At 45.9% G+C, this 21,987-nt stretch carries 15 protein-coding genes and 1 tRNA gene; 14 read left to right on the top strand and 2 right to left on the bottom strand.

Annotated features, from left to right (window positions below):
- Nucleotides 1-77 precede the first annotated feature (77 nt).
- From GJB61_RS09870 to GJB61_RS09835, 8 genes are all read left to right on the top strand, one after another.
- Nucleotides 78-1,727 (top strand): response regulator, encoded by a 1,650-nt coding sequence (locus GJB61_RS09870; RefSeq protein WP_154118348.1) that lies wholly within the window; start codon nt 78-80, stop codon nt 1,725-1,727.
- Between the two features lie 3 nt (nt 1,728-1,730).
- Complete coding sequence (locus GJB61_RS09865) at nt 1,731-3,566, top strand: sensor histidine kinase (RefSeq protein WP_154118347.1); 1,836 nt, start codon at nt 1,731-1,733, stop codon at nt 3,564-3,566.
- A complete protein-coding gene (locus tag GJB61_RS09860; protein WP_154118346.1) occupies nt 3,563-4,585 on the top strand; it encodes a substrate-binding domain-containing protein in 1,023 nt (340 codons plus the stop codon). The genes GJB61_RS09865 and GJB61_RS09860 overlap by 4 nt, the downstream gene beginning before the upstream one ends.
- 149 nt (nt 4,586-4,734) lie before the next feature.
- Nucleotides 4,735-5,808, top strand: coding sequence for a galactose ABC transporter substrate-binding protein (locus GJB61_RS09855; protein WP_154118345.1), 1,074 nt, complete (start codon nt 4,735-4,737; stop codon nt 5,806-5,808).
- Nucleotides 5,809-5,968: 160 nt separating this feature from the next.
- The gene (locus GJB61_RS09850) at nt 5,969-7,480 is read left to right on the top strand and encodes a sugar ABC transporter ATP-binding protein (RefSeq protein ID WP_154118344.1); all 1,512 of its coding nucleotides are present in this window, start codon (nt 5,969-5,971) and stop codon (nt 7,478-7,480) included.
- A gap of 59 nt (nt 7,481-7,539) precedes the next feature.
- Nucleotides 7,540-8,547, top strand: coding sequence for a galactose/methyl galactoside ABC transporter permease MglC (gene mglC / locus GJB61_RS09845; RefSeq protein ID WP_154118343.1), 1,008 nt, complete (start codon nt 7,540-7,542; stop codon nt 8,545-8,547).
- A 688-nt stretch (nt 8,548-9,235) separates the two neighbouring features.
- Entirely contained in the window at nt 9,236-11,200 is a 1,965-nt protein-coding gene (locus GJB61_RS09840) for a WG repeat-containing protein (protein WP_154118342.1), read from the top strand.
- Between the two features lie 280 nt (nt 11,201-11,480).
- The gene (locus GJB61_RS09835) at nt 11,481-12,239 is read left to right on the top strand and encodes a CAP domain-containing protein (RefSeq protein ID WP_154118341.1); all 759 of its coding nucleotides are present in this window, start codon (nt 11,481-11,483) and stop codon (nt 12,237-12,239) included.
- Nucleotides 12,240-12,367: 128 nt separating this feature from the next.
- On the opposite strand, the gene GJB61_RS09830 is transcribed toward GJB61_RS09835, so the two are convergent.
- Nucleotides 12,368-12,440 (bottom strand) — tRNA-Lys (locus tag GJB61_RS09830).
- Nucleotides 12,441-12,692: 252 nt separating this feature from the next.
- Here GJB61_RS09830 and GJB61_RS09825 point away from each other — a divergent pair.
- The 6 genes from GJB61_RS09825 to GJB61_RS09800 all read left to right on the top strand — a co-directional run bounded on the left by GJB61_RS09825 (nt 12,693) and on the right by GJB61_RS09800 (nt 20,901).
- Nucleotides 12,693-13,532 (top strand): GDSL-type esterase/lipase family protein, encoded by an 840-nt coding sequence (locus tag GJB61_RS09825; protein ID WP_154118340.1) that lies wholly within the window; start codon nt 12,693-12,695, stop codon nt 13,530-13,532.
- Between the two features lie 43 nt (nt 13,533-13,575).
- Nucleotides 13,576-14,556 carry an ABC transporter ATP-binding protein gene (locus GJB61_RS09820; RefSeq protein WP_154118339.1) on the top strand — a complete coding sequence of 327 codons (981 nt, stop codon included), beginning with the start codon at nt 13,576-13,578 and terminating at the stop codon, nt 14,554-14,556.
- Nucleotides 14,549-15,538, top strand: coding sequence for an ABC transporter permease (locus tag GJB61_RS09815; protein WP_154118338.1), 990 nt, complete (start codon nt 14,549-14,551; stop codon nt 15,536-15,538). The genes GJB61_RS09820 and GJB61_RS09815 overlap by 8 nt, the downstream gene beginning before the upstream one ends.
- An 80-nt stretch (nt 15,539-15,618) precedes the next feature.
- Nucleotides 15,619-17,601 (top strand): DNA topoisomerase IV subunit B, encoded by a 1,983-nt coding sequence (gene parE / locus GJB61_RS09810; protein WP_154118337.1) that lies wholly within the window; start codon nt 15,619-15,621, stop codon nt 17,599-17,601.
- A 277-nt stretch (nt 17,602-17,878) separates the two neighbouring features.
- On the top strand, nt 17,879-20,320 hold the full coding sequence (gene gyrA, locus GJB61_RS09805; RefSeq protein WP_154118336.1) for a DNA gyrase subunit A: 2,442 nt from the start codon (nt 17,879-17,881) through the stop codon (nt 20,318-20,320).
- 149 nt (nt 20,321-20,469) lie between these two features.
- Nucleotides 20,470-20,901 (top strand): MarR family winged helix-turn-helix transcriptional regulator, encoded by a 432-nt coding sequence (locus tag GJB61_RS09800; RefSeq protein WP_338115736.1) that lies wholly within the window; start codon nt 20,470-20,472, stop codon nt 20,899-20,901.
- 348 nt (nt 20,902-21,249) lie between these two features.
- Here the strand turns inward: GJB61_RS09800 and GJB61_RS09795 are convergent, their stop codons facing one another.
- On the bottom strand, nt 21,250-21,984 hold the full coding sequence (locus tag GJB61_RS09795; protein ID WP_338115735.1) for an RluA family pseudouridine synthase: 735 nt from the start codon (nt 21,982-21,984) through the stop codon (nt 21,250-21,252).
- Between the last annotated feature and the right edge of the window lie 3 nt (nt 21,985-21,987).

Below are 21,987 nucleotides of genomic sequence, written 5' to 3'. Positions count from 1 at the left end.
TAAACATAGATTGAAGGGGTTGAATCATATAGAATGGTTTTATTACAATTCAAACAATGTTCGAAGAGGGATGAAGCATGTATAAATTAATTCTTGTTGAAGATGAAGAAGACGTAAGAGAAGGAATAGTCGGACAGATTGACTGGGAGCGTTATGGCTTTGAAGTCGTAGATCAGGCGGAGAACGGTAGAGAAGCTGCGGAGTCCATTGACCGCTTGCTGCCAGATGTAGTCGTCACCGATATTCAGATGCCTTTCATGAACGGACTGCAGCTGGCCGAATGGATTCGCGCTCACCACCCCAATACCAAGATCATTATTTTGACAGGTTATGATGAATTCGAATATGCACAGCGGGCTATCAAGCTGCAGATTGATGAATATATTTTGAAACCCTTCTCCTCGCAGGAATTGATTGACATCCTCTTAAAGGTCAAAGCAACAATCGAAGCGGAAATCGCAGAGAAAGAAAATGTATTTGTATTAAGTGAACATTATCGCAAAAGCCTTCCTGTCCTGCGTGAGCAGTTCTTGTCCTCCCTCGTTTCTCGTAGATTGCATCCTTCAGAGATTGCTGAGAAGAGTATGGAATATGGAATTAAGCTTTCAGGGGAGTTGTTCCAGGCCTCAGTAATCCGTGTGGACCATATTCGTACCGATGGAGAATCAGATTTACCCTCGGGTAAGCCAGTCTCCTTGCGGGATACCGGTGACCGGAATTTGCAGCTGTTTGCAGTGCTGAATGTTGCAGAGGAAATATGTAACAAACATCGCTTCGGCAAAGTTTTTATTCATCGTGATGATGTGGTTATGCTCTCGATCAGAGGAGATAAGGATGAAGCCGAGATTACACGGATGACGCTGGAGATTCTGGAGGAAATTCGCCTCAATGTGCAGCGGTTCCTAAAGCTTACTATAACTGCTGGTACCGGAACGGTCTGTGAGACTCCGGCCTTGCTCTTCCATTCTTTTGGGGATGCCCTACAGGCGCTGGATTATCGTCTTATTCTTGGTAATAATAGAGTGATCTGGATCGAGGATGTGGAGTCACGGTCTAACCGGATGCTGGATTATGATGAGTTGTCGCAGCAGTCTTTAATGCGAACAATCAAGCTGGGCACGGCACAGGAGCTCAAAGAAGTGGTTGAGGAGTTGTTCGGTGGACTGGATGCCGCGCAAGTATCTACACAGGATTATCAGATATTTCTGCTGGAGATCATCACTTCAATCCTACGGGTGGCCAAAGAATCGGGCAGTGAGACCACAGAGTTTATTGGCTCTGGCATTTATTCACTCACGGATATGCATAAGTTTAATAATATGAGTGAAGCCAAGCAGTGGATTATTACGGTTTGCAGCCAGCTTATGGATACCATAGCTTCGGAACGGCAATCGAGCTACAAGCAGCTTATCGATCAAGCTAAGGAATATATACGCAGTCATTATGAGGAATCTGATATTTCCATCGGCAAAGTCTGCCAGCATTTGCATATCAGTACAGGCTATTTTAGCAGCATCTTTAAAAAAGAAATGAAAATGACGTTTGTAAGCTATCTCCTGCAAATCCGTCTAGAGGCAGCGAAGGAGCTTTTGCGTTCCACTGAGCTGAAGGCTTTTGAAATTGCCGAAAAAATAGGTTTTGCTGATCCGAACTATTTTAGTTTTTGCTTTCGTAAGAAATATGGACAATCACCTAAAGAGTATAAAAATAGCTCCAGAGGAGGATAGTCCATGCCGAAGGAGAAGGCTTTTTTCTTTCCATTGCGGCCGCAGCGGCGTAAGGGAAACAAGATAAGGATTTCCTCCAAGCTGCGCAGCATCCAGCTTATCATTACGTTTACCTTCACGACGGTCACTGTACTTGTAGCAGTGATCGTCAGTATTATGCTGTACAACAAGTTCGCCAAGACGGCCGAGGCGAATGCCAATCTGAATATGCAGCAGATTATTGAACAGGTCAATTACAACCTGGAGCTTTACGTGAATGGGATGCGGAACATTTTTGAAACAGCAGAAGGACAGGTTACCAATAGTTCATCCGTAGACTCAGCACTTCTAAGCGAGAGAATAGGCATGCTGATGGGCAGCAGAGAGGATATCGTATCTGTTGCCGTTTTTACGCCACAGGGCGGTTATGTCATAGGCACTCCAGGTCAAAATATGCGTCTGAATACTCAGCTGGACACCCAGAGCTGGTTCACTTCGGCTAAGAAGACATCGGAAGTTGCCTTTTCAGCCCCTCATATACAGAATTTGTTCAAGGGTCGTTATACTTGGGTCGTTTCCGTAAGCAAGCTAATTCAATACCGGGAGAACGGTGAACTGAAAACCGGTATTTTGCTAATTGATTTTAACTTTCGCACCATTGATGAGTTGAGCAAGCAGGTCAAACTCGGTAAAAGGGGCTACGCTTACATTCTCGATTCATTAGGCAACATCGTATATCATCCTCAGCAGCAGCTAATTTACGCAGGCTTGAAGTATGAGAATGTCGAGCCTGTATTGGAATATGCCTACCGCAGTTATCTGGATGAGTCCACTGGTGAGAAACGGTTTATTACCGTGCGCACTTTGGCTCAGACGGGCTGGAAAATTGTTGGTGTGGCTTATTATGATGAGATTGTGACGACAAAACGTGATCTTAACCAGTTCTTAGCCTGGTTCCTGTCAGCTGTCATCTTAGGCGTAATTATTGTTTCCATTCTCTTATCAGCGCTTATTGCCAGCCCGATTCGGAGACTCGAACGTACAGTTAAACTGGTAGGAGAGGGTGACCTGTATACTCCGATTAATGTCAGAGGAGCCTATGAGGTAGAACAGCTGTCCAAGCGGTTTAACCTGATGTTGCAGCGGATTCGTCAATTGATGGATCAGATTATTTATGAACAGGAGACCAAACGCAAGGGTGAGCTTGAAGTATTACAGTCACAGATTAACCCACACTTTTTGTACAATACGCTCAACTCGGTCATCCGGCTTGCGGAACGGGGTAAAACCGAGGAAGTGGTAACGATGATTCAATCGTTATCCAGATTTTTCAGGATAAGTCTAAGCAAAGGGAAAAATATTATTACATTACAAGAAGAGTTGGATCATATACGGCACTACCTGGTCATTCAGAATATCCGCTTCAAAAATAAATTTCGCTATAAAATTACAGCCCAAGAAGAAGTGCTGCAATTGCAGACGATTAAGCTAATCCTCCAGCCAATTGTTGAGAATGCAATTTATCATGGGATTGAAATGATGCCTGATGAAGGCTTTATCTCTATTAGTGCAGAACTGCGAGATGAGCTCGTTGTCATAGTGATCAGTGATAATGGACTGGGCATGTCGCAGGAAACCATGAAGCTTATCCTCACGGGCGGTAATAAAAGCGGAAGTGGTTCCGGTGTTGGCGTCAGAAATGTCAATGAACGGATTGGGCTTTATTATGGCCGTGAATACGGATTAACTTTTGAGAGTGAGATTGAGGAAGGGACAACGGTGACGATTATCTTCCCGGCACTGAAGACTCAGGAGAATCTGGACAAACCAAAGGAGAAGGAGGATGAGACATCTGCATGAAGACAAAACGGTTTTGGCTTACATTGCTGATGTGTGCGGGATTATGGACAACGGTTACCTCCTGCTTTAACTCGGCTCCGGATTACATTAGCACGAATAAGACCCGCAATATTCATATGATCGTGAAAATGAACAGGGGGGATTACTGGAATACGGTTAAGCTGGGTGCTGAAGCTGCTGCTCAGGAATTTAATGTGAAACTGACGTTCAAGGCTCCTGATTCAGAGAGTGATATCGATGAGCAGATTGGAATGGTGCAGGCTTCTATTAAACAGAAGGCGGATGTCATTATATTGGCGGCCAGCAGCTACATGGGACTTGCCCAAGTAGTGGACCAAGCCGCTTATTATAAAATACCCGTAATTTCAGTAGATGCAGAGGTTGGTTCAGCGAGAGTAAGAACCTATGTCGGATCGAATGGTTATGAAGCAGGACAGAAGTCTGCAGAGAGACTTATTGAGCTGCTGAATGGATATGGTGAAATCGGCATTATCAATTTCACAAATTCATCTCTGAACGAACAACCGGAATCCACGAGCACTGTTGATTATGGTGCGCGTGATGCAGATGAACGGGAAAGAGGTTTTTTGAATTATGCCGCACGTTATCCTAATGTTCATGTAGTCGAAATTTCCTATACCTCTTCGAATATTACAAATGCCGAGGATCTTACTCAATTGATGCTGCTGAAGCATCCTAAGCTGCGTGGGATTGCGACCTTGAATGAGACGGCTTCGCAAGGTGCAGCAATGGTCATAAAAAACTTAGGAAAGGACAACATAAAGATGGTTGCCTTTGACAGTTCCCCTTCAATGATGGAACTCCTGCAGGAAGGGACTGTTCAAGCAACCGTGATTCAAAATCCGTTCAGTAACGGCTATTTAGCTGTAAAATATGCTGTCGAGGTCATTGAAGGCATGGATGTTCCTGAACGCGTGGATACAGGAACAAAGCTGATTGATCTAGATAACATGCTATGGCCGGAAAACCAGAAATTGTTATTTCCCTTTGTCAGATAGATAGGGATCTCAGTAGTATAGGAGAATTTTCATAATAAAGAGTAGGATTTTATATTCGCAACCGCTTTCACCTAAGGCATAATAAGGATGTACCCGGGACAACCTGGGGCGAAACAAAAAAAGAAATATAAATCAGGAGGTCAATTAATATGAAAAAAATCACTTCCGTTTTACTTGCTAGTGCATTGCTGGGTGCTGCTCTTGCAGGCTGCGGCGGCAACAACAATAATGCCGCAAATACAGCAAACTCCGGTGCAGCTACAAATTCCGCTAATGCTGGAAAAACTACTGAGCTGCCTAAAGTAGGCGTTGCTATTTACAAATTCGATGACACGTTCATGACTGGTGTTCGTAACGCAATCGAAACAGCTGCTAAAGATGTTGCAACTGTGGACATCGTGGATAGCCAAAACTCCCAGCCAACCCAAAATGACAAGGTTGACTTATTCGTAACTAAGAAATATAACGGTATGCTGATCAACCCGGTTGACCGTACAGCTGCAGGCGTTATTATCGATAAAGCAAAAGTAGCAAACATTCCGGTTGTATTCCTTAACCGCGAACCCCTTCCTGAAGATATGAAGAAATGGGATAAAGTTTATTATGTAGGCGCTAAAGCAGAAGAATCTGGTACAATGTCTGGTCAATTGATCGTTGATTACTGGAAAGCACACCCTGAAGCTGATAAGAACAAAGACGGAGTGCTTCAATACGTAATGCTTAAAGGCGAACCAGGACACCAAGATGCTGAACTGCGTACAACCTACTCCATTCAAGCTATTGAAGATGCCGGCATCAAAGTTGAGAAATTGGCTGAAGATACTGCAATGTGGGATCGCGTAAAAGGTCAAGAAAAAATGGCAGCATTCCTCGGCTCCCACGGCGACAAAATTGAAGCTGTTCTTGCCAACAATGATGATATGGCACTTGGTGCTATCGAAGCATTAAAAGCTGCTGGATATTTCGTTGGTGATAAATTCATGCCGGTAGTAGGTGTTGATGCAACTGCTCCTGCTGTTCAAGCGCTGAAAGATGGCACAATGCTAGGAACTGTTCTGAATGATGCCAACAACCAGGGTAAAGCAGCTATTACCGTTGCCGCTCTGCTTGCAAAAGGTGAAACACCTACGAAAGAAAATGTTGGCTTTGATATCACTGACAACCAATATGTGTGGATTTCTTACAAGAAAATCACCAAGGACAATGTTGCTGACGTTAAATAAATTCTCCCTAATACAATTACAGACACAGATACAATCCTAAATTAAATGAGTTTACCGGGGAGCGGTTTATCGCTTCCCGGAATTCCTTTCGGATAGGGAATAGGATGGAACCGCTGTGCCTCTCATGTAAAAAGAAAAAAAGTGTAGGAGGCGTAACAACATGGCTGAAGCTGAGTTTTTGCTGGAAATGAATAACATAACAAAAGAGTTTCCCGGCGTAAAAGCACTGGATGGAGTAAGCATAAAGGTTAGACCGGGTTCGGTTCATGCTTTGATGGGCGAGAACGGTGCTGGTAAGTCAACACTCATGAAATGTCTCTTTGGTATTTACTCACCGGATGCCGGTGAAATATTTTTGGACGGCGAGAAAGCCTCCATTAGTAGCTCTAACGATGCGCTTAAGAGCGGAATCTCAATGATTCACCAAGAACTGCATCCTGTGCCGTTCCGTAGTGTAATGGAGAATATCTGGTTAGGACGTTTTCCGACCAAAGGAATCGGACCGATTCAGTTTATTGATCACAAGAAAATGTATACTGACACGGAAAATCTATTTAAGGATCTGGATATTGATCTAAATCCCGAAACTTTGGTGGGCAAGCTGTCCGTATCCAAAATCCAATCCATTGAAATCGCGAAGGCTGTCTCCTTTCATTCCCGCGTTATTGTAATGGATGAACCTACTTCTTCCCTCACAAGCGTGGAAGTACAGCATTTGTTCCGGATTATCCGGGATTTGCAAAAAAGAGGCGTAGCTATTATTTATATATCTCACAAAATGGAAGAAATCCTGGAAATTTCTGATGAAGTTACGATCATGCGTGATGGTAAAAAAATTGGCACATGGCCAGCGGAAGAATTGACTACTGACATCATCATTTCAAAAATGGTCGGCCGTGATTTGACCAATCGTTTCCCTGAACGCTTTAACGTCCCAGGTGAAGTGTACATGAAAGTTGAAGGTTTAACTTCACCAGAGCCAAGATCCTTTAAGGATGTTACCTTTGATCTGAAGCGGGGCGAGATTCTCGGCATTGGCGGTCTGGTCGGTGCTCAGAGAACAGAAGTTATTGAGGCTCTGTTTGGTCTGCGTGCTATCAAATCAGGAACGATTTCCATTAAAGGTAAACAAGTCAAAATTAACTCTCCCAAGGATGCAAAGGCGCACGGTATGGCCTTGCTTACTGAAGAGCGTCGTGTAACGGGTATCTTCCCGGTATTATCGGTGCATGAGAATGCAGCGATTGCTAATCTTGATCGTTATCAGAAACCTTACCTGCTGCTGGATGGCAAGAAGAAGAAGGTAGAAGTAGATAGAATGATTGAGAAATTGCGCACCAAAACACCTACAACAAAGACCTTGATCATGAATCTATCAGGTGGGAATCAGCAAAAAGTACTGCTTGCTAGATGGTTGCTCACCGAGCCTGAAATTCTCCTACTGGATGAACCAACACGCGGAATCGATGTTGGAGCCAAGTTCGAGATTTATACCATCATTGCCGATTTGGCAAAGCAAGGCAAAAGTATTATTATGATCTCTTCTGAAATGCCAGAACTGCTCGGAATGTCCGACCGTGTAATGGTAATGTCGGAGGGTAAACTCACAGGTATACTAGAAGGCGGGCAAGCTACGGAAACCGAAGTTATGCGTCTCGCTGCACAGCACTAGGATAGGAATAAATTATGCTTACGAAGTACTTCGCGTAACTTTAAGGGGGAACACTACTAATGAACGCTAAAAAAGCTCAAGCTTTTGTTACACAGAACGCTATTTATATCGTATTGGTACTTCTAATTATGGGTATTGCTTTATATGAACCAGCTTTTATCTCTGTCAATACTTTACGTGATATCCTGATTCAATCGTCTACGCGGATTATCATCGCACTTGGTGTAGCCTTCATCCTTATTACAGCAGGGACTGACTTGTCTGCAGGACGGGTCGTAGGTTTTACAGCAGTTATCTCCGCTTCTATGCTGCAAATTCCGGACTATTCCCGCCGCTTTTTCCCGGATATGCCGCAAGTGAACGTCATTCTTCCAATTCTTATTGCAATAGTAGCAGGTCTCCTTTGCGGACTGGTAAATGGTATCATCGTCTCCAAACTTAATGTTCCACCGTTTATTGCTACACTAGGCACAATGGTTATTGTATACGGTGTGAACTCACTCTACTTCGATATGGACCCGAACCAATCGCAACCTATCGGTGGTCTGCGTCCTGACTTCACTAAAATTGGTTCAGGATTTTTCGGAAGTGGGCAATATTCTATACCATACATTGTCATTATAGCCCTGGTCGTCTCCGCCATTGTTTGGGTCCTGTTTAACAAGACCAAGCTTGGCAAGAATATGTATGCCATCGGCGGCAACATGCAGGCTGCTAAAGTATCTGGTATCGATGTTTCCAAGAACCTGATCTACATCTATGCTATCGCCGGTGCTCTTTATGGTCTGGCTGGTGTACTTGAAGCTGCAAGAACAGGTGGAGCAACCAATAACTATGGTAACATGTATGAGCTGGATGCCATCGCAGCTTGCGTAGTCGGCGGTGTATCTACCACAGGCGGTATCGGTACTGTGCCGGGCGTTCTGGTCGGTGTTATCATCTTTACCCTCATTAACTATGGTCTAACCTTTATCGGGATCAGCCCATACTACCAGTTGATCATCAAAGGTTTGATCATCATCGCTGCGGTAGCGTTCGATATGCGTAAGTATTCTTCGAAGAAATAAAGGCTCGGTGATATGTCCGTAACTGCGGGGAACTTTTGGACTTCCGGCCGCTGTTGTCTCCAGATTGTCTGAATTTACCTTAACGGTAACAATCCGGAGACAAAGGCGGTCGCTACGCTCCTACAGTTCCAAAATTCCCCTTCGTTACTTCCATCACCTCGCCTAAGCAGGTGTAGTACCAAAAAGCGTTTGCGATAAACAGCAAACGCTTTTTGTGTTTCGATTGCTTCGCTCCGAAATGACAACCCCAAAAGCAAAAACCTAGTTACTTGAGGATTGGGTTGGTAATATTTGCTACAGTAGCTTCTCACAAGTGTCTTTGCAAGTGAGGGAACCGCCACTTGTAAAGCCCGAAAACACCCCTCTCAGAGGGTGTTTTTGGGCTTTTTTTCTCGAAAGGAAAGGGGTACTGGGGTAAGTGTGGGCACGCTGAAAGGCAGCGGAGAGAACGGAATGATTGCGTACAAGCGGTAGCGGTCGCCTTTGTCTCCGGATTGTTACCGTTAAGGTAAAATTCAAACAATCTGGAGACAACAGCGATGGGAGCAACATTCCGTTCTCGGAGCGTCCACCGGAGCGCCACCCCAGACACGCACCAGTACCAGCTCTCTGCACGATCAAAAAGCACAAAAACCGCCCTCCCCCCATAAACTATAGGCAAATGCCTTTGTTAAAGGGGAGCGACTGCATGCTGAGGATTAGGTTGAATGAGCTGGGGAACGGGAATGAGAACGGCCTGTTACAGGCCGATGTATGGAAATGGGACGGGATTGGTTGGAACGAATACGTTACACAGCAAGATGAAGATTTCATCCGTGCGGAGGATGATCTATTTGTTACGATACCCGCAGAGTCGGGTTTGTACCGTGTAGACTATTCCAGAAGTCCTTTTGAGACGTTATTCGTGCTTCCTGAGGTAGAAGAGGGAAGTGAGCTGCGTACAACGGCGCTGCACCCAGCCCCCTTTAAGCTAAAGGAGGGCACGCTGTGGGGGTATATCAATGACGAGGGGCTCACGGTTATTGAGCCCAGATACGAATATGCCGAAGATTTTCAGGAGAATGGTCTGGCTATTGTGCAGACCAAAGGGGGCAGTGGCGTGATCGACAGCTCAGGGCGGGAGAAAGTAAAACCGGTCTATTCCTTTATTGCTCCTTTTTCAGAAGGACGCGCGGTGGTATCTGACCTTAAAGGGTATACCTTCATTGATGAAAAAGGGAAAGAGGTGACTTCGGCGCGATATGATTATCTGAACTCGCTGCACGAGGGGCGCGCTGTATTTTCCAATCAGAGTACAAGTGGACCATCACATTATGGATATCTGGACCCACAAGGTAAAGAAGTACTGCCTGCTATTTATGTAGATGCGGGAGATTTTATGAACGGGATGGCACTGGTCAAGATTGCGGAGGGCGAATATGCACTTATTGATCCTGAAGGTCACCGTCTGCACACTTATAATTATCCTTTTGTGGGCAACCCGGGGGATGGCCTGCTTTCTTTTCAAGCGACGGAGAACGGCAAGTACGGCTATCTCCACACAGATGGTACTATCGCCATTCAACCGCAGTTCACGGCTGCCTTACCCTTCTCTGAAGGCAGAGCAGTTATTAATACAGCAGAGGATTATGGCAATGCCTATGGATTGATAGATAAACAAGGTAAAGCTATTATTCCGGCAAAATATTATGAGGTTCTCCAACTGGGAGAGAAAAGGATTGCGCTCGGCACTCCCCTGTATCCTGATCAGCCGTATCGTGGTTCACGTTATGTCATTGCAGATGCGGACACTGGAAGAATTCTAAATAACCATTCCTTGCTGGGTGTTAATAATTATCAAGAGGGCCTGGCGTCTGTATATGATACTAAGGAGACTTATTTTATCGACAAAAGTGGCAACAGAGCTGCTCAGCCTCCTGTTGTTCCAGGTTCAGGAACACTTTCTTTGAATGGCCGTTTAATTAGAGCGGATGTAGATCAGCGTACAGCCTACTATGACCGGAGGGGGAAGCAGGTATGGAGACAGAACGGTGTCATCCCGCTGAGACCTCCTTATTCAGTCCTAGAGAAGAAATATAAGCCGAACAGTGACTATCTGGTCTATTATCCGGTTGTTGAAGGAATCGCCAACTCGGAGGTCTCCAGTGAAGTTAACGCTAAGCTGCGGAAGCTTTCACTCGCTGAGGGAGCAGGAAGTGGCGGAACATCAAAGGACTTTAGCTACACCGGAGATTTTGCCGTATCCTTTTTCCGTAAAAACCTTCTGGTGCTGGAGCTGAACGGCTACCGCTTTCCTTTTGGAGCTGCACATGGTATGCCGTCAAGAATCTATACGCATATTAATTTGCGTAACGGCAGATTCTTTGGGCTTAGTGACCTCTTTAAGCCGGGAAGCAAATATGTCGCGAAGCTGAGTGAAATCGTCGGCAAGCAGATTGCGAATGATCCACAATACTCGTACGTATTTCCGGATACCTATAAGGGGATAACTGCTGATCAGCCTTTTTTTGTGGATCAAGAGGCGCTGTATCTTTATTTTGCTCCCTATGAGATTGCTCCTTATGCAGCAGGTTTTCCGACCTTCCGCATTCCTTATGCAGAGATTATGGGGCTTATTTCGACCGAAGGGGAGTTCTGGCAATCCTTTCACTAAGTACAAGAGACCACAACCTGGTGGATATAAGAATCTTCCTCAGCTACGATGAGGAGGATTTTTTATTGTTTGTTTCCAAGTCTCTCCAAAAGTCGAATATAATCGCCTGAATTGCTATGGGAAATCCCTGCACAGCTTTGATTTAATGTAAAAATTTAGCAGAGCACAACCCAGATAAATATGTTACAATAACTGAGGAAGAAATTACAGATTTGTAATCTTTGCAGCTGACTAATTCCCAACAGCACAGAAAATACACCAAGAATAAGGAGATGGCAGAATGAAGAGCAAGACTTTGAGAGCAATGATAGGTGGGAGTGTAGCCGCAGTTATGGCGCTTAGCATTTCTCTTCCTTACACAGCCAGCGCAGCAGCAAATGACACTACGGTGACAAAAGCAGGCACCAGCTACGCGCAATTATTACAGTATTTAAGTAAGTATAATATAAAGGGATTTTCTTTCATCATTGTAGATGGCGTGACTGGCAGTACACCTACAACAAAGCCAACAGCAGCACCAACCTCGGTACCAATAGCAACGCCAGTACCAACAAAAGCACCAGTAGCAACCGCAGTACCAACAAAAGCGCCAGTGGCATCGCCGGCACCAACAAAAGCACCAGTGGCAACGCCAGCACCAACAAAAGCACCAGTAGCTGTTAGCACTAATACATCGTATACCCAACAGATCGTGACACTTGTTAACAAGGAACGTGCCACAGCTGGACTAGCTCCTGTTTCTAGCCTGGATAGCTTGAACAAGGTGGCAGCAGCTAAAGCGACAGATATGCGCTCTAACAATTACTTCTCCCATACTTCACCTACGTATGGTTCACCTTTTGATATGATGGCTTCCTTTGGGGTCACTTATTCCTATGCAGGAGAGAACATCGCTATGGGACAGAAGTCACCGGAAGAAGTAATGACTGCATGGATGAACAGCCCGGGTCACCGCGCCAATATTTTAAGTGCAAACTTTAATTATATTGGAGTAGGCTTCGATAATAATTATTGGGTACAGGAATTTGTAGGTAAATAGTAACAACGACTTAATAAAAGAACGTTCTCCGGCTACAATCGGAGAACGTTCTTTTGGTGTGAAAAGGGAATATTATGGAAATAAAAAAAGAAGCAAGAGCGTTAGCTCTTGCTTCTTTAATAACATTATGGGTTATGCTGGGCTCGAACCAGCGACCTGCCGATTAAGAGTCGGCTGCTCTACCAGCTAAGCTAATAACCCGTGCATTGCAATGACTCAACAGGAAATAATATATCACGTCTCAGAAGTAAAAGCTAGTCTTTTTTTTGGTTTTTTTGGAGGTCTTATTGTACTCGAACCGTTGAGCATGAATTATTGCCGGAAATACTGAGGTTATCACTACTATGAATATTTGCAAATTACGCATAGAAGAATTATGTTTAACTACATAGTTAAGAAGTTTGTAAATTGTGGAACAATACAGAATAGAAACGGCATACGGAGGGATAGATTTTGAACGATTCCAAGTGGACGTGGCGCAGTGTAAGCCTGATTTCCATAGCAGCTACCGTGCTTTTAATTATTGGCTTTGTTTATGCAGTGAATGACATCATTAATCCGGCAGGTGATACCCTCCAGACTTCTCTGCCACAGGGTACGGCAACCCCTCTGACAGGGACTAACGAACTACTAAAGGTAGTAGCACTTGGAGATTCACTAGCTAAAGGGACAGGCGACAACACTGGAGCTGGTTTTGTGAAACGTGCTGTAGACGGCTTAGCGGCAGATGGAGAACATACTGAATTGCTCGGCAATATGGGGATTAACGGCCAGACCACGCTGGGGCTGCAAAACAGTCTCAAAGAAGAAGGAGTACAGTATGAGCTGCGTCAGGCGAGTGTGATTCTGCTCTCTATCGGCGGAAATGATCTGTTCAGAGGATCAGACATTCTTAAGGATGGCAGTAATAGTTCTACCACATCTAACTCCTCTGCCGTAGATAAGGATTTGACTCCGGAGGCTCTGCTGGCTGCACTGCCGGAAGCTGCGAAGAGATTGGGTCTCATATTAGAGAGTATTGCAAAGATTAATCCGCAGGCACAAATTTATTATGTGGGTTTATATAATCCGTTCGGGGATATCCCTGATTTGCTGGTACCAGGCAATCAGGCAGTAGCCGCTTGGAACAATGCGGCGATGGATATTATTAACAAACACAGTAATATGACATTGGTCCCGACTTTTGATCTCTTCAACCGCCATCTGGACCAATATCTCTCCTCAGATCATTTTCATCCCAATGGCGATGGCTATCAGCGGATGGGTGAACGGATCGTTCAGGCTGTACGTTAGAAGGGCAGGGAATATTTTACAAACAACAGGAGCTGTATGGAATATGACAAATGGAAAGAGCGGTGGCTCCGGAGCAGTCGTCTTGTCTGTAGATGGGGTTCGTAAAAAAATAGGCCGCAAATGGATTATTGATGATGTTACATTCGACGTGCGAGAGGGAGAAATTTTTGGCTTTCTCGGCCCAAATGGTGCAGGTAAGACGACGACGATCCGCATGCTTGTAGATTTGATCCGGCCAAGCGAAGGGAAGATTACGGTCTGTGGCTTCAATGTAAATCGTAATCCGGAAAAAGCACTACAGTATGTCGGCTCAATCGTAGAGAATCCTGAGGTATATACCTATTTGACAGGCTGGGAAAATCTGCAGCATTTTGCCCGGATGCAGCCTGGCGTAGATAAAGCGCGTATTGCCGAGGTGGTCGATATTGTCCGGCTGGACCAGCGCATACATGATAAGGTAAGCACGTACTCGCTTGGGATGCGCCAACGTCTAGGAATTGCACAAGCCTTGCTCGGACGCCCACGACTACTGATTCTGGACGAGCCTACAAATGGACTTGACCCCAAAGGCATCAAGGAGCTGCGTGAATTCATCCGCAAGCTCGCAGATGAGGGACTGGCTGTATTCGTCTCAAGTCATCTGCTGAGCGAAATTCAGTTGCTGTGTGACCGTGTGGCCATTATCAGTAAGGGACGTGTATTGGCTGTAGGCGGTGTGAATGAGCTGGTCTCCCGGAATTCCCCTTATGTATTATGGGAGCTGGAGCCTTTTGACAGAGCTCAGGAATTAATGATAGATCGTTCTGATATACAGCTGCTGGAGCTGAGTGAAGTTACGCTCGACGATTCCATCATTGCAGGCATGGGCCCGAACTCCTTGATTACCATTATGGATGAAGATCTGATTCCCGAGATCGTAGCCGTACTGGTTACTGCTGAGGTAGAGGTAAGGGCAGTGCATAAAATCAATCCAACACTGGAACAGTTATTCTTGAAGCTAACGGAGGGTGAGACCATTGATTAACCTGCTGCCACTCATCCGCAATGAGTGCCTGAAGATTATAAAAAAGAAACGTTTTTATGTTATACTGCTAATTCTGCTTGTACTAGTGCCTATGTTTACTTATGCACAGATGCGTATCGCTGAGCGGAGCCAGAATAAGTTCAACTCGGACTGGCGGCTGGAGGTTCAGCAACAGATCACAGACAATCAGAATTCGCTCGGCAGCGACCGTATTCCCGAGGAATGGAAATCCTACCGGAAAATATTTGTCCAACAACTGCAGTATTATCTCAACCACGATGTGAATCCGAATGAACCAAGTGGTGTAACCTTCACCCGAGAGTTTCTGGATAATTCAGTTACGCTGTTCATTCCGCTGCTAATCATGGCGGTGGCCTCTGATCTGGTTTCAGGAGAACGGACAACCGGGACGATTAAGATGCTACTAACCCGACCAGTGAAACGCTGGAAAGTGCTTTTTAGCAAAATGGCGGCCTTGCTGATGTTCGTCTCGCTGATTGTGCTCTCCACCTTTCTGGTCAGCTATCTCATTTCCGGGTTAGCCTTTGGATATAAGGGATTTAATGTCCCTGTCTTTACAGGCTTTCAGATCAGCGGAGATTCGGTGGATATGTCAACCGTGCATGCTGTGCCACAATGGAAATATTTGCTCATGCAGTGCGGGCTAATCTGGTTCGTGAGTGTCGTTGTTGCTTTGCTTGCCTTTATGGTATCAGTTCTGGTACGAAGCACAGCGGCGAGTATTGTGGTAATGATGGCAGCACTGATCGCCGGCACCATATTGACAAATATGGCTTCAGCCTGGACAACCGCGAAATATTTATTTATGGTTAATCTGGGCCTAACCGGTTATTTAGCGGGCACACCTGCGCCTATTGAGGGGATGACGCTGGCTTTTTCCATGGCTGTATTGGCTGTTTGGGGACTTGCTTCTGTGATCATTTCATTCACCGTCTTTACGAAACGTGATATTTTGAATTAGAATGTACAAAGTGAGGAAACGTTTGTTTGCGTTTTTTGAAATATAATAAAGTATAAGTGAGAAATGAAGGAGGAGCATGAATGCTCGAACAGATCGATATGTTTGCTGAAGTCTCTAAGGATGGCGGGGTTAGCCTGACTGGATACGATGCTGACGACATTCAAGTGCTCGAAGGTCTAGTTGCGGTCCGCAAACGGCCCGGCATGTATATTGGCAGTACGAGTTCCTCGGGACTGCACCATCTTGTATGGGAAATAGTGGATAACGCCGTAGACGAGCATTTAGCAAAGCACTGCTCGAAGATTGATATTACACTGCGCAAGGACGGCTCGGTTACCGTGATTGATAATGGCCGGGGGATTCCGACTGGAATGCATAAGACAGGAGTACCGACACCGCAAGTTGTATTCACCATTCTGCATGCGGGGGGTAAATTTGGCGGATCTGGCTACAAGAAATCGGGCGGTTTGCATGGTGTTGGGGCTTCGGTTACCAATGCTTTGTCCGAATGGCTGGAAGTAGAAATTTATCGGGACGGTAAGATCCATCGTCAGCGTTTCGAATATTGGGCAGATCCTAACGGAAAAGAGCATGTAGGTGAACCTGTTACCGGCCTCGAAGTTATGGGAAATACGAATAAAACCGGTACGAAGGTTACCTTCAAGCCGGATATTCGTGTCTTCCCGAATGGCATTGCCTTGAGTTATGACACGCTTGCAGAACGGGTTCAGGAGATTGCCTTCTTGAATTCCGGTCTGCGGATCTTGATTACAGATGACCGCACCAATCGCCAGGATGAATACTTCTATGAAGGTGGAGCAAGACAATTCGTAGAATTTCTGAACGAAGGCAAAGATGTCCTACATGATGTCATTCATTTTAATGCGGAGAAAGATGATATTGAGGTAGAGGTTGCTCTGCAGTACAATGCAGGCTACACAGAGACGCTGGCTTCCTTTGTTAACTCCATTCCTACTCGTAGCGGGGGGACGCATGAAACGGGCTTTAGAACAGCATATACCCGTGTATTAAATGATTATGCCCGCCGTACCCAGATGCTTAAAGAGAAAGACAAGAATCTGGAGGGCAATGATCTGCGGGAAGGCATGATGGCTGTCATTAGCATCAAGATGTCTGATGTTGAGTTTGTGGGTCAGACCAAGGACCAGCTCGGCAGCGCCTCTGCTCGCAGTGCAGTTGATTATATCGTATCCGAAAAAATGGCCCGTTTCCTGGAAGAGAATCCACAGGTTGCGCAAAGTTTGCTCAGAAAGTCGATCCAGGCCTCCAAGGCCCGCGAAGCGGCACGCAAAGCCCGCGATGAAATCCGCACCGGCAAGAAACGCAGCGAGAGCTCAAATCTTGGTGGGAAGCTGACACCTGCACAGTCTAAAGACGTTACGCGCACAGAACTGTTCATTGTAGAAGGTGATTCAGCCGGAGGGTCTGCCAAGCAAGGTCGTGATTCCAAAATTCAGGCGATCTTACCCCTAAAGGGTAAGCCCATGAATCCGGAGAAAGCCAAGTTGCTGGATGTTCTGAAGAACGACGAGTATAAGGCTATCATATCGGCCATTGGAGCGGGTGTGGGTCCCGAATTTGCTGTGGAAGAAAGCAATTATTCCAAAATTATTATTATGACCGATGCGGATACAGATGGCGCGCATATTCAGGTGTTGCTGCTGACTTTTTTCTATCGTTATATGAAGCCTTTGATTGATGCAGGCAAGATTTATATTGCCCAGCCGCCGCTGTATAAGCTGACTCGCAAAACGGGTAAGCTGGAAACAGTACGTTATGCTTGGAGTGATGAGGAACTGCAGAATTACTTGAAGGAGTTCGGCAAAAACTTCGAGCTGCAGCGTTACAAAGGACTAGGTGAGATGAACCCGGATCAACTGTGGGAAACAACGATGAATCCCGAGTCTCGCACGCTGTTGCGGGTGGAGATTGATGATATCGCCAAGGTCGAGCGCCGCATTTCTACGCTGATGGGCGATAAAGTTGATCCCCGCAAGCGCTGGATCGTAGAGAACGTCGATTTCACAGAAATAGTGGAATAACGACTGCTTATAGAAACTAATATTGCTGTTTTAGAGTAATGCTGCAAGTGACGATAATCCCGTTTTTTATAAGCTTGGTGATTAAAGGAACGGAGGGGAATTTTGGAACTGGAGAAGCGTCAGCGGTCGCCTTTATTCTCAAATTTCAACCGCAGTGCGGATGGAATTGAAGAAATTTGAGAATAACAGCGATCGGAAGTCCAAAAGTTTCCCGCAGTAACGGTTAGATCACCACACTTTTTATCAACGGACAGATTGAGGAACAGAAGGTGAGCCAATGAGTAGTTTATCAGAACAATTTTTACCGGCTTTTCTGGAGGAGGTCGTGGGTGACCGCTTTGGTCGGTACTCCAAATATATTATTCAGGATCGGGCCATTCCAGATGTCCGCGATGGACTGAAGCCTGTGCAGCGCCGAATTCTGTACGCAATGTACGATTCGGGCAATAGTCCGGACAAGCCGTACCGCAAGTCAGCCAAGACGGTCGGAGATGTTATGGGTAATTACCATCCTCATGGAGATTCCTCCATATATGATGGAATGGTGCGTATGGCACAGCCTTGGAAGCTGGGCCATGTACTGGTTGACGGACACGGCAACTGGGGTTCGATGGATGATGATCCAGCGGCAGCGATGCGGTATACGGAAGCACGTCTATCTCCAATTGCGATGGAGATGATGCGTGATATCGAGAAGCGGACTGTATTGTTCAAGGACAATTTCGACAATACAACGAAAGAACCAGTTGTTGTTCCCTCGCGTTATCCGAATCTGCTGGTAAACGGCACGAGCGGAATCTCAGCCGGTTTTGCAACGGAAATACCTCCGCATAATCTGCGTGAGGTCATTGATGCTTGTATCGCCGTGATGCAGAAACCGGATATAGAGCTGGAAGACATTATGACCTTCATCAAAGGACCGGATTTCCCAACTGGCGGCACCATTATGGGCGGAGAGGGCATCATGGATGCTTACCGCACTGGCAAAGGCCGCATTTATTTGCGCTCTAAGACAGAGATTGAGAATTTGCGTGGTGGGAAGCAGCAGATTGTCATTACTGAGGTTCCTTTTCAGGTTGTGAAATCGCGGCTCGTTACGGCGATGGAAATGATTCGATTAGAGAAAAAGATTGAAGGTATTGCCGAAGTTCGTGACGAGAGTGGACGGGAAGGCCTGCGGATTGTGGTGGAATTGAAGAAGGAAGCCGATGCCCAAGGAATTCTTGCCTATTTGCTCAAAAAAACTGATCTTCAGGTGACCTACAATTCCAATATGGTAGCCATTGTGAATAAAGCACCTCAGCAGTTGGGTCTTAAGTCTATTCTTGAAGCCTATATTGCCCATCAGCGCGAGGTAGTTACTCATCGTACCCAGTTCGATCTAGAACGCGCAGCAGACCGTGCGCACGTCTTGGAGGGCCTGGTAAAGGCATTGAATATTCTGGATGAGGTTATCGCGGCTATTAAAGCCTCGAAGAACCGTCTGGATGCGCAGAACAATCTCGTATGGATGTTCGGGTTCAGCGAACGCCAAGCAGATTCTATTCTTACCTTGCAGTTGTATCGTCTGACTAATCTGGAGATTAACTCTCTCCAGAAGGAATTGGACGAGATGCTGGCTAAGAAGGCCTTGCTGCAGGGAATATTGGACAGCGACAAAAAGTTGGTTGCGGTAATTCGCAAGGAATTGCTGGAGATCCGTGACAAATACGGGATCGATCGCCGCTCCCTGATCCAAGGTGAAGTGGAAGAGCTTAAGGTGAGTCTTGAAGTACTGGTCAATGCAGAGGAAGTGCTTGTAGCCTTTTCAGCGAATGGTTATATTAAACGGACCGGAATGCCTTCGTTCACCCGATCTGGCGGCGAGCGCCACGCTTCAGGTGTTAAGGAAGGTGACCATATCGTCAAACTACTGGATCTGAACACACGGGACAGCTTGCTGGTATTCACGCGTAAAGGCCAGTATTTCCTCCTTCCAGTACACCAGATTCCGGAATTTAAGTGGAAGGAACCGGGTACGGCGGTTGTTAACGTTATCGGCTTAGCCAAAGGGGATAGCATCATAAGTGTGCTTCCAGTCAGCAATCTGGATGATCCACAAGCAAGTCTGGTATTCGTCACCCGTAAGGGTCAGGTGAAGCGTACGGAGCTTAAGGAATATTCCACCAGCCGTTCAGGGGCTGTTGCAGCCTGTAAGGTAGCTGAAGGAGATGAGATCCTTACTGTGGTTTCCAGCAGCGGAGACAAGGATATTGTGCTCGTTACCCGTGAAGGCATGAGCATCAGGTTCCGTGAGAGTGAAGTGAATCCGATGGGCCGAGTTGCCAGTGGAGTAAGGGGAATTCAATTGCGCGAAGGCGATGAGATTATTTCCTCCTTCTGGGTAAGTGAAGATGAAGGTGAGATTCTTTCCATATCCGATCTTGGTTTTGCTAAACGTACTTTACTTCTGGATTATCTGCCTCAGAGCCGTGGTGGCAAAGGATTGCCAACCTTCGAATTTAAGGAAGGCAAGCGGGTTCGACCGAACGGAAGTAGACTGGTAGGCGCATATTATTGCCGGGAGCCACTGGAACTGACTGCCGTTACGCAAGATGGGCTTATCCATACTTTCTCATCCGAGTCTGCACCGCTTGGAGAACGTAAATCTATAGGCAAGCAGATTGTTCCTGTAGAGAAGAAGGATGAGATTATTACTATTTTGCCAACCATTAAATAAAAATGAATGATAGGTGTTTTTGGTCACTTTCTCCGGAGAGCTGATTAAAGACACCTTTTATTTTATTTTTTTCTTTTGCAGGAAATGGAATTTTTTTCGCGAAAATGTAGTTATACCTTAAAGAACCGTAAGGAAAGGAAGGAATAAGTGTGCACTCCTCTGAATTCAGTAAAATTTGGCATAAGATTTTGAAGGACTATAAGCTACATATGGATAGCAAGCTTGCCCCGACGCTAACTGATGCCCAACTCACCGTACTGGAATTACTTCAGGAACGTGACGCAATGAAGCCTTCTGATCTGGCTCCACATCTGGCTACCAGTCCGGCGGCGGTTACGATGCTGCTTGATCGAATGGAGAAGCACGAACTTATTATTCGTGAGCGGGATGCAGCAGACCGTAGAATCGTGTGGGTAAGTATTACGGAAATAGGGAAAAGAGAAACGTTACGCGGACTCAAGATCCGCAGTGATTTTTTTGCTGAAGCACTAGATCCTATTTCCTCTCACAATCAGCAATTGCTTCTTTATCTGATGGGGAAGATGGTTGTGACTCCGACACCAGAGGGTTCAACTCCTTAGAATGACGGAATTCTTATATCATTACTATGATGAGTCTACGGGTCCCTTTCAAAATTTATCTGACCTGAATGGTATCCGAGTGGGAAAGTACTGCAGATTGTAATTACGGAGTTTGAACCTGATACGATTAGTTTTACTTACGGAGATTTGTTTCCTACTATGAGATATTTTGACGGAAAGCCCTATCGCAATCAGCTCTATACGGTGAATGAAATATTTCAAGTAATAGGACAATTTGGTTTACCTCAAATTTGGAATGCCAAGGGTGATAAAGGTCCAGAGCGGTATATTGAAGTACAAGTATGGGATGATCGGCCATTAAGAAAATAGGAAAAAAAGCAGGCGTCCTTAATGGACGGCCTGCTTTTGCATTTCCTGCGGCCATAAATTCCACGGATAATTCTGTGGAGGCAGCGAGATTAATTCTATTTGTTCTTTGCTGACGGGGTGAGGGAATCCAACCAAAGCCGACCAGAGTGCAATTTGCTGTCCGGGCCGGTTCACCGAGGCGCCATATTTCTGATCTCCGTAAAGAGGGCAGCCGATGGAGCTGAGCTGCACACGGATCTGGTGGGAGCGGCCGGTAAGCAGGTCTATCTTCAGCAGACTAAAGCCTTCTGAGGTTCCAAGTACCGTGTAATCCAGAATGGCCTCTTTGCCGCCAGGAGTGCCTTTTCGGACGACAGTAACGGTATTGCTGGTTGCATCCTTAAGCAGCGTATCTGTAAGACGGCCTTGTGCTGAAGACGGCATCCCGTGCACAACGGTTAGGTATACCTTGTGGAAGCTATGTGTTCGGACGCTCTCTGACAGTCGCGAAGCCGCCTTGGACGTCTTGGCGAAGACCATAGCGCCTCCTACAGGTCGATCCAGACGATGGACAAGGCCCATAAATACATTGCCAGGCTTGTTGAAACGTACTTTTACATCTTCTTTAAGCAGGTTCAGGAGATCCATATCGCCTGAAGCATCCTCCTGCACAGGTATATTCACCGGCTTCACAATGCCCAGCAGATGATTATCTTCATACAACACCTCAAAGGCGGATGAACCATCTCCTGTATCATTAGCTCTGTGTGTCACAAG

Origin of the sequence: Paenibacillus monticola (genome assembly GCF_009664975.1) — a bacterium.
GTDB classification, from domain to species: Bacteria; Bacillota; Bacilli; order Paenibacillales; family Paenibacillaceae; genus Paenibacillus_AQ; species Paenibacillus_AQ monticola.
Note: the sequence above shows the minus strand (reverse complement) of the source record. Positions and strands in the feature narration are given on the sequence as shown.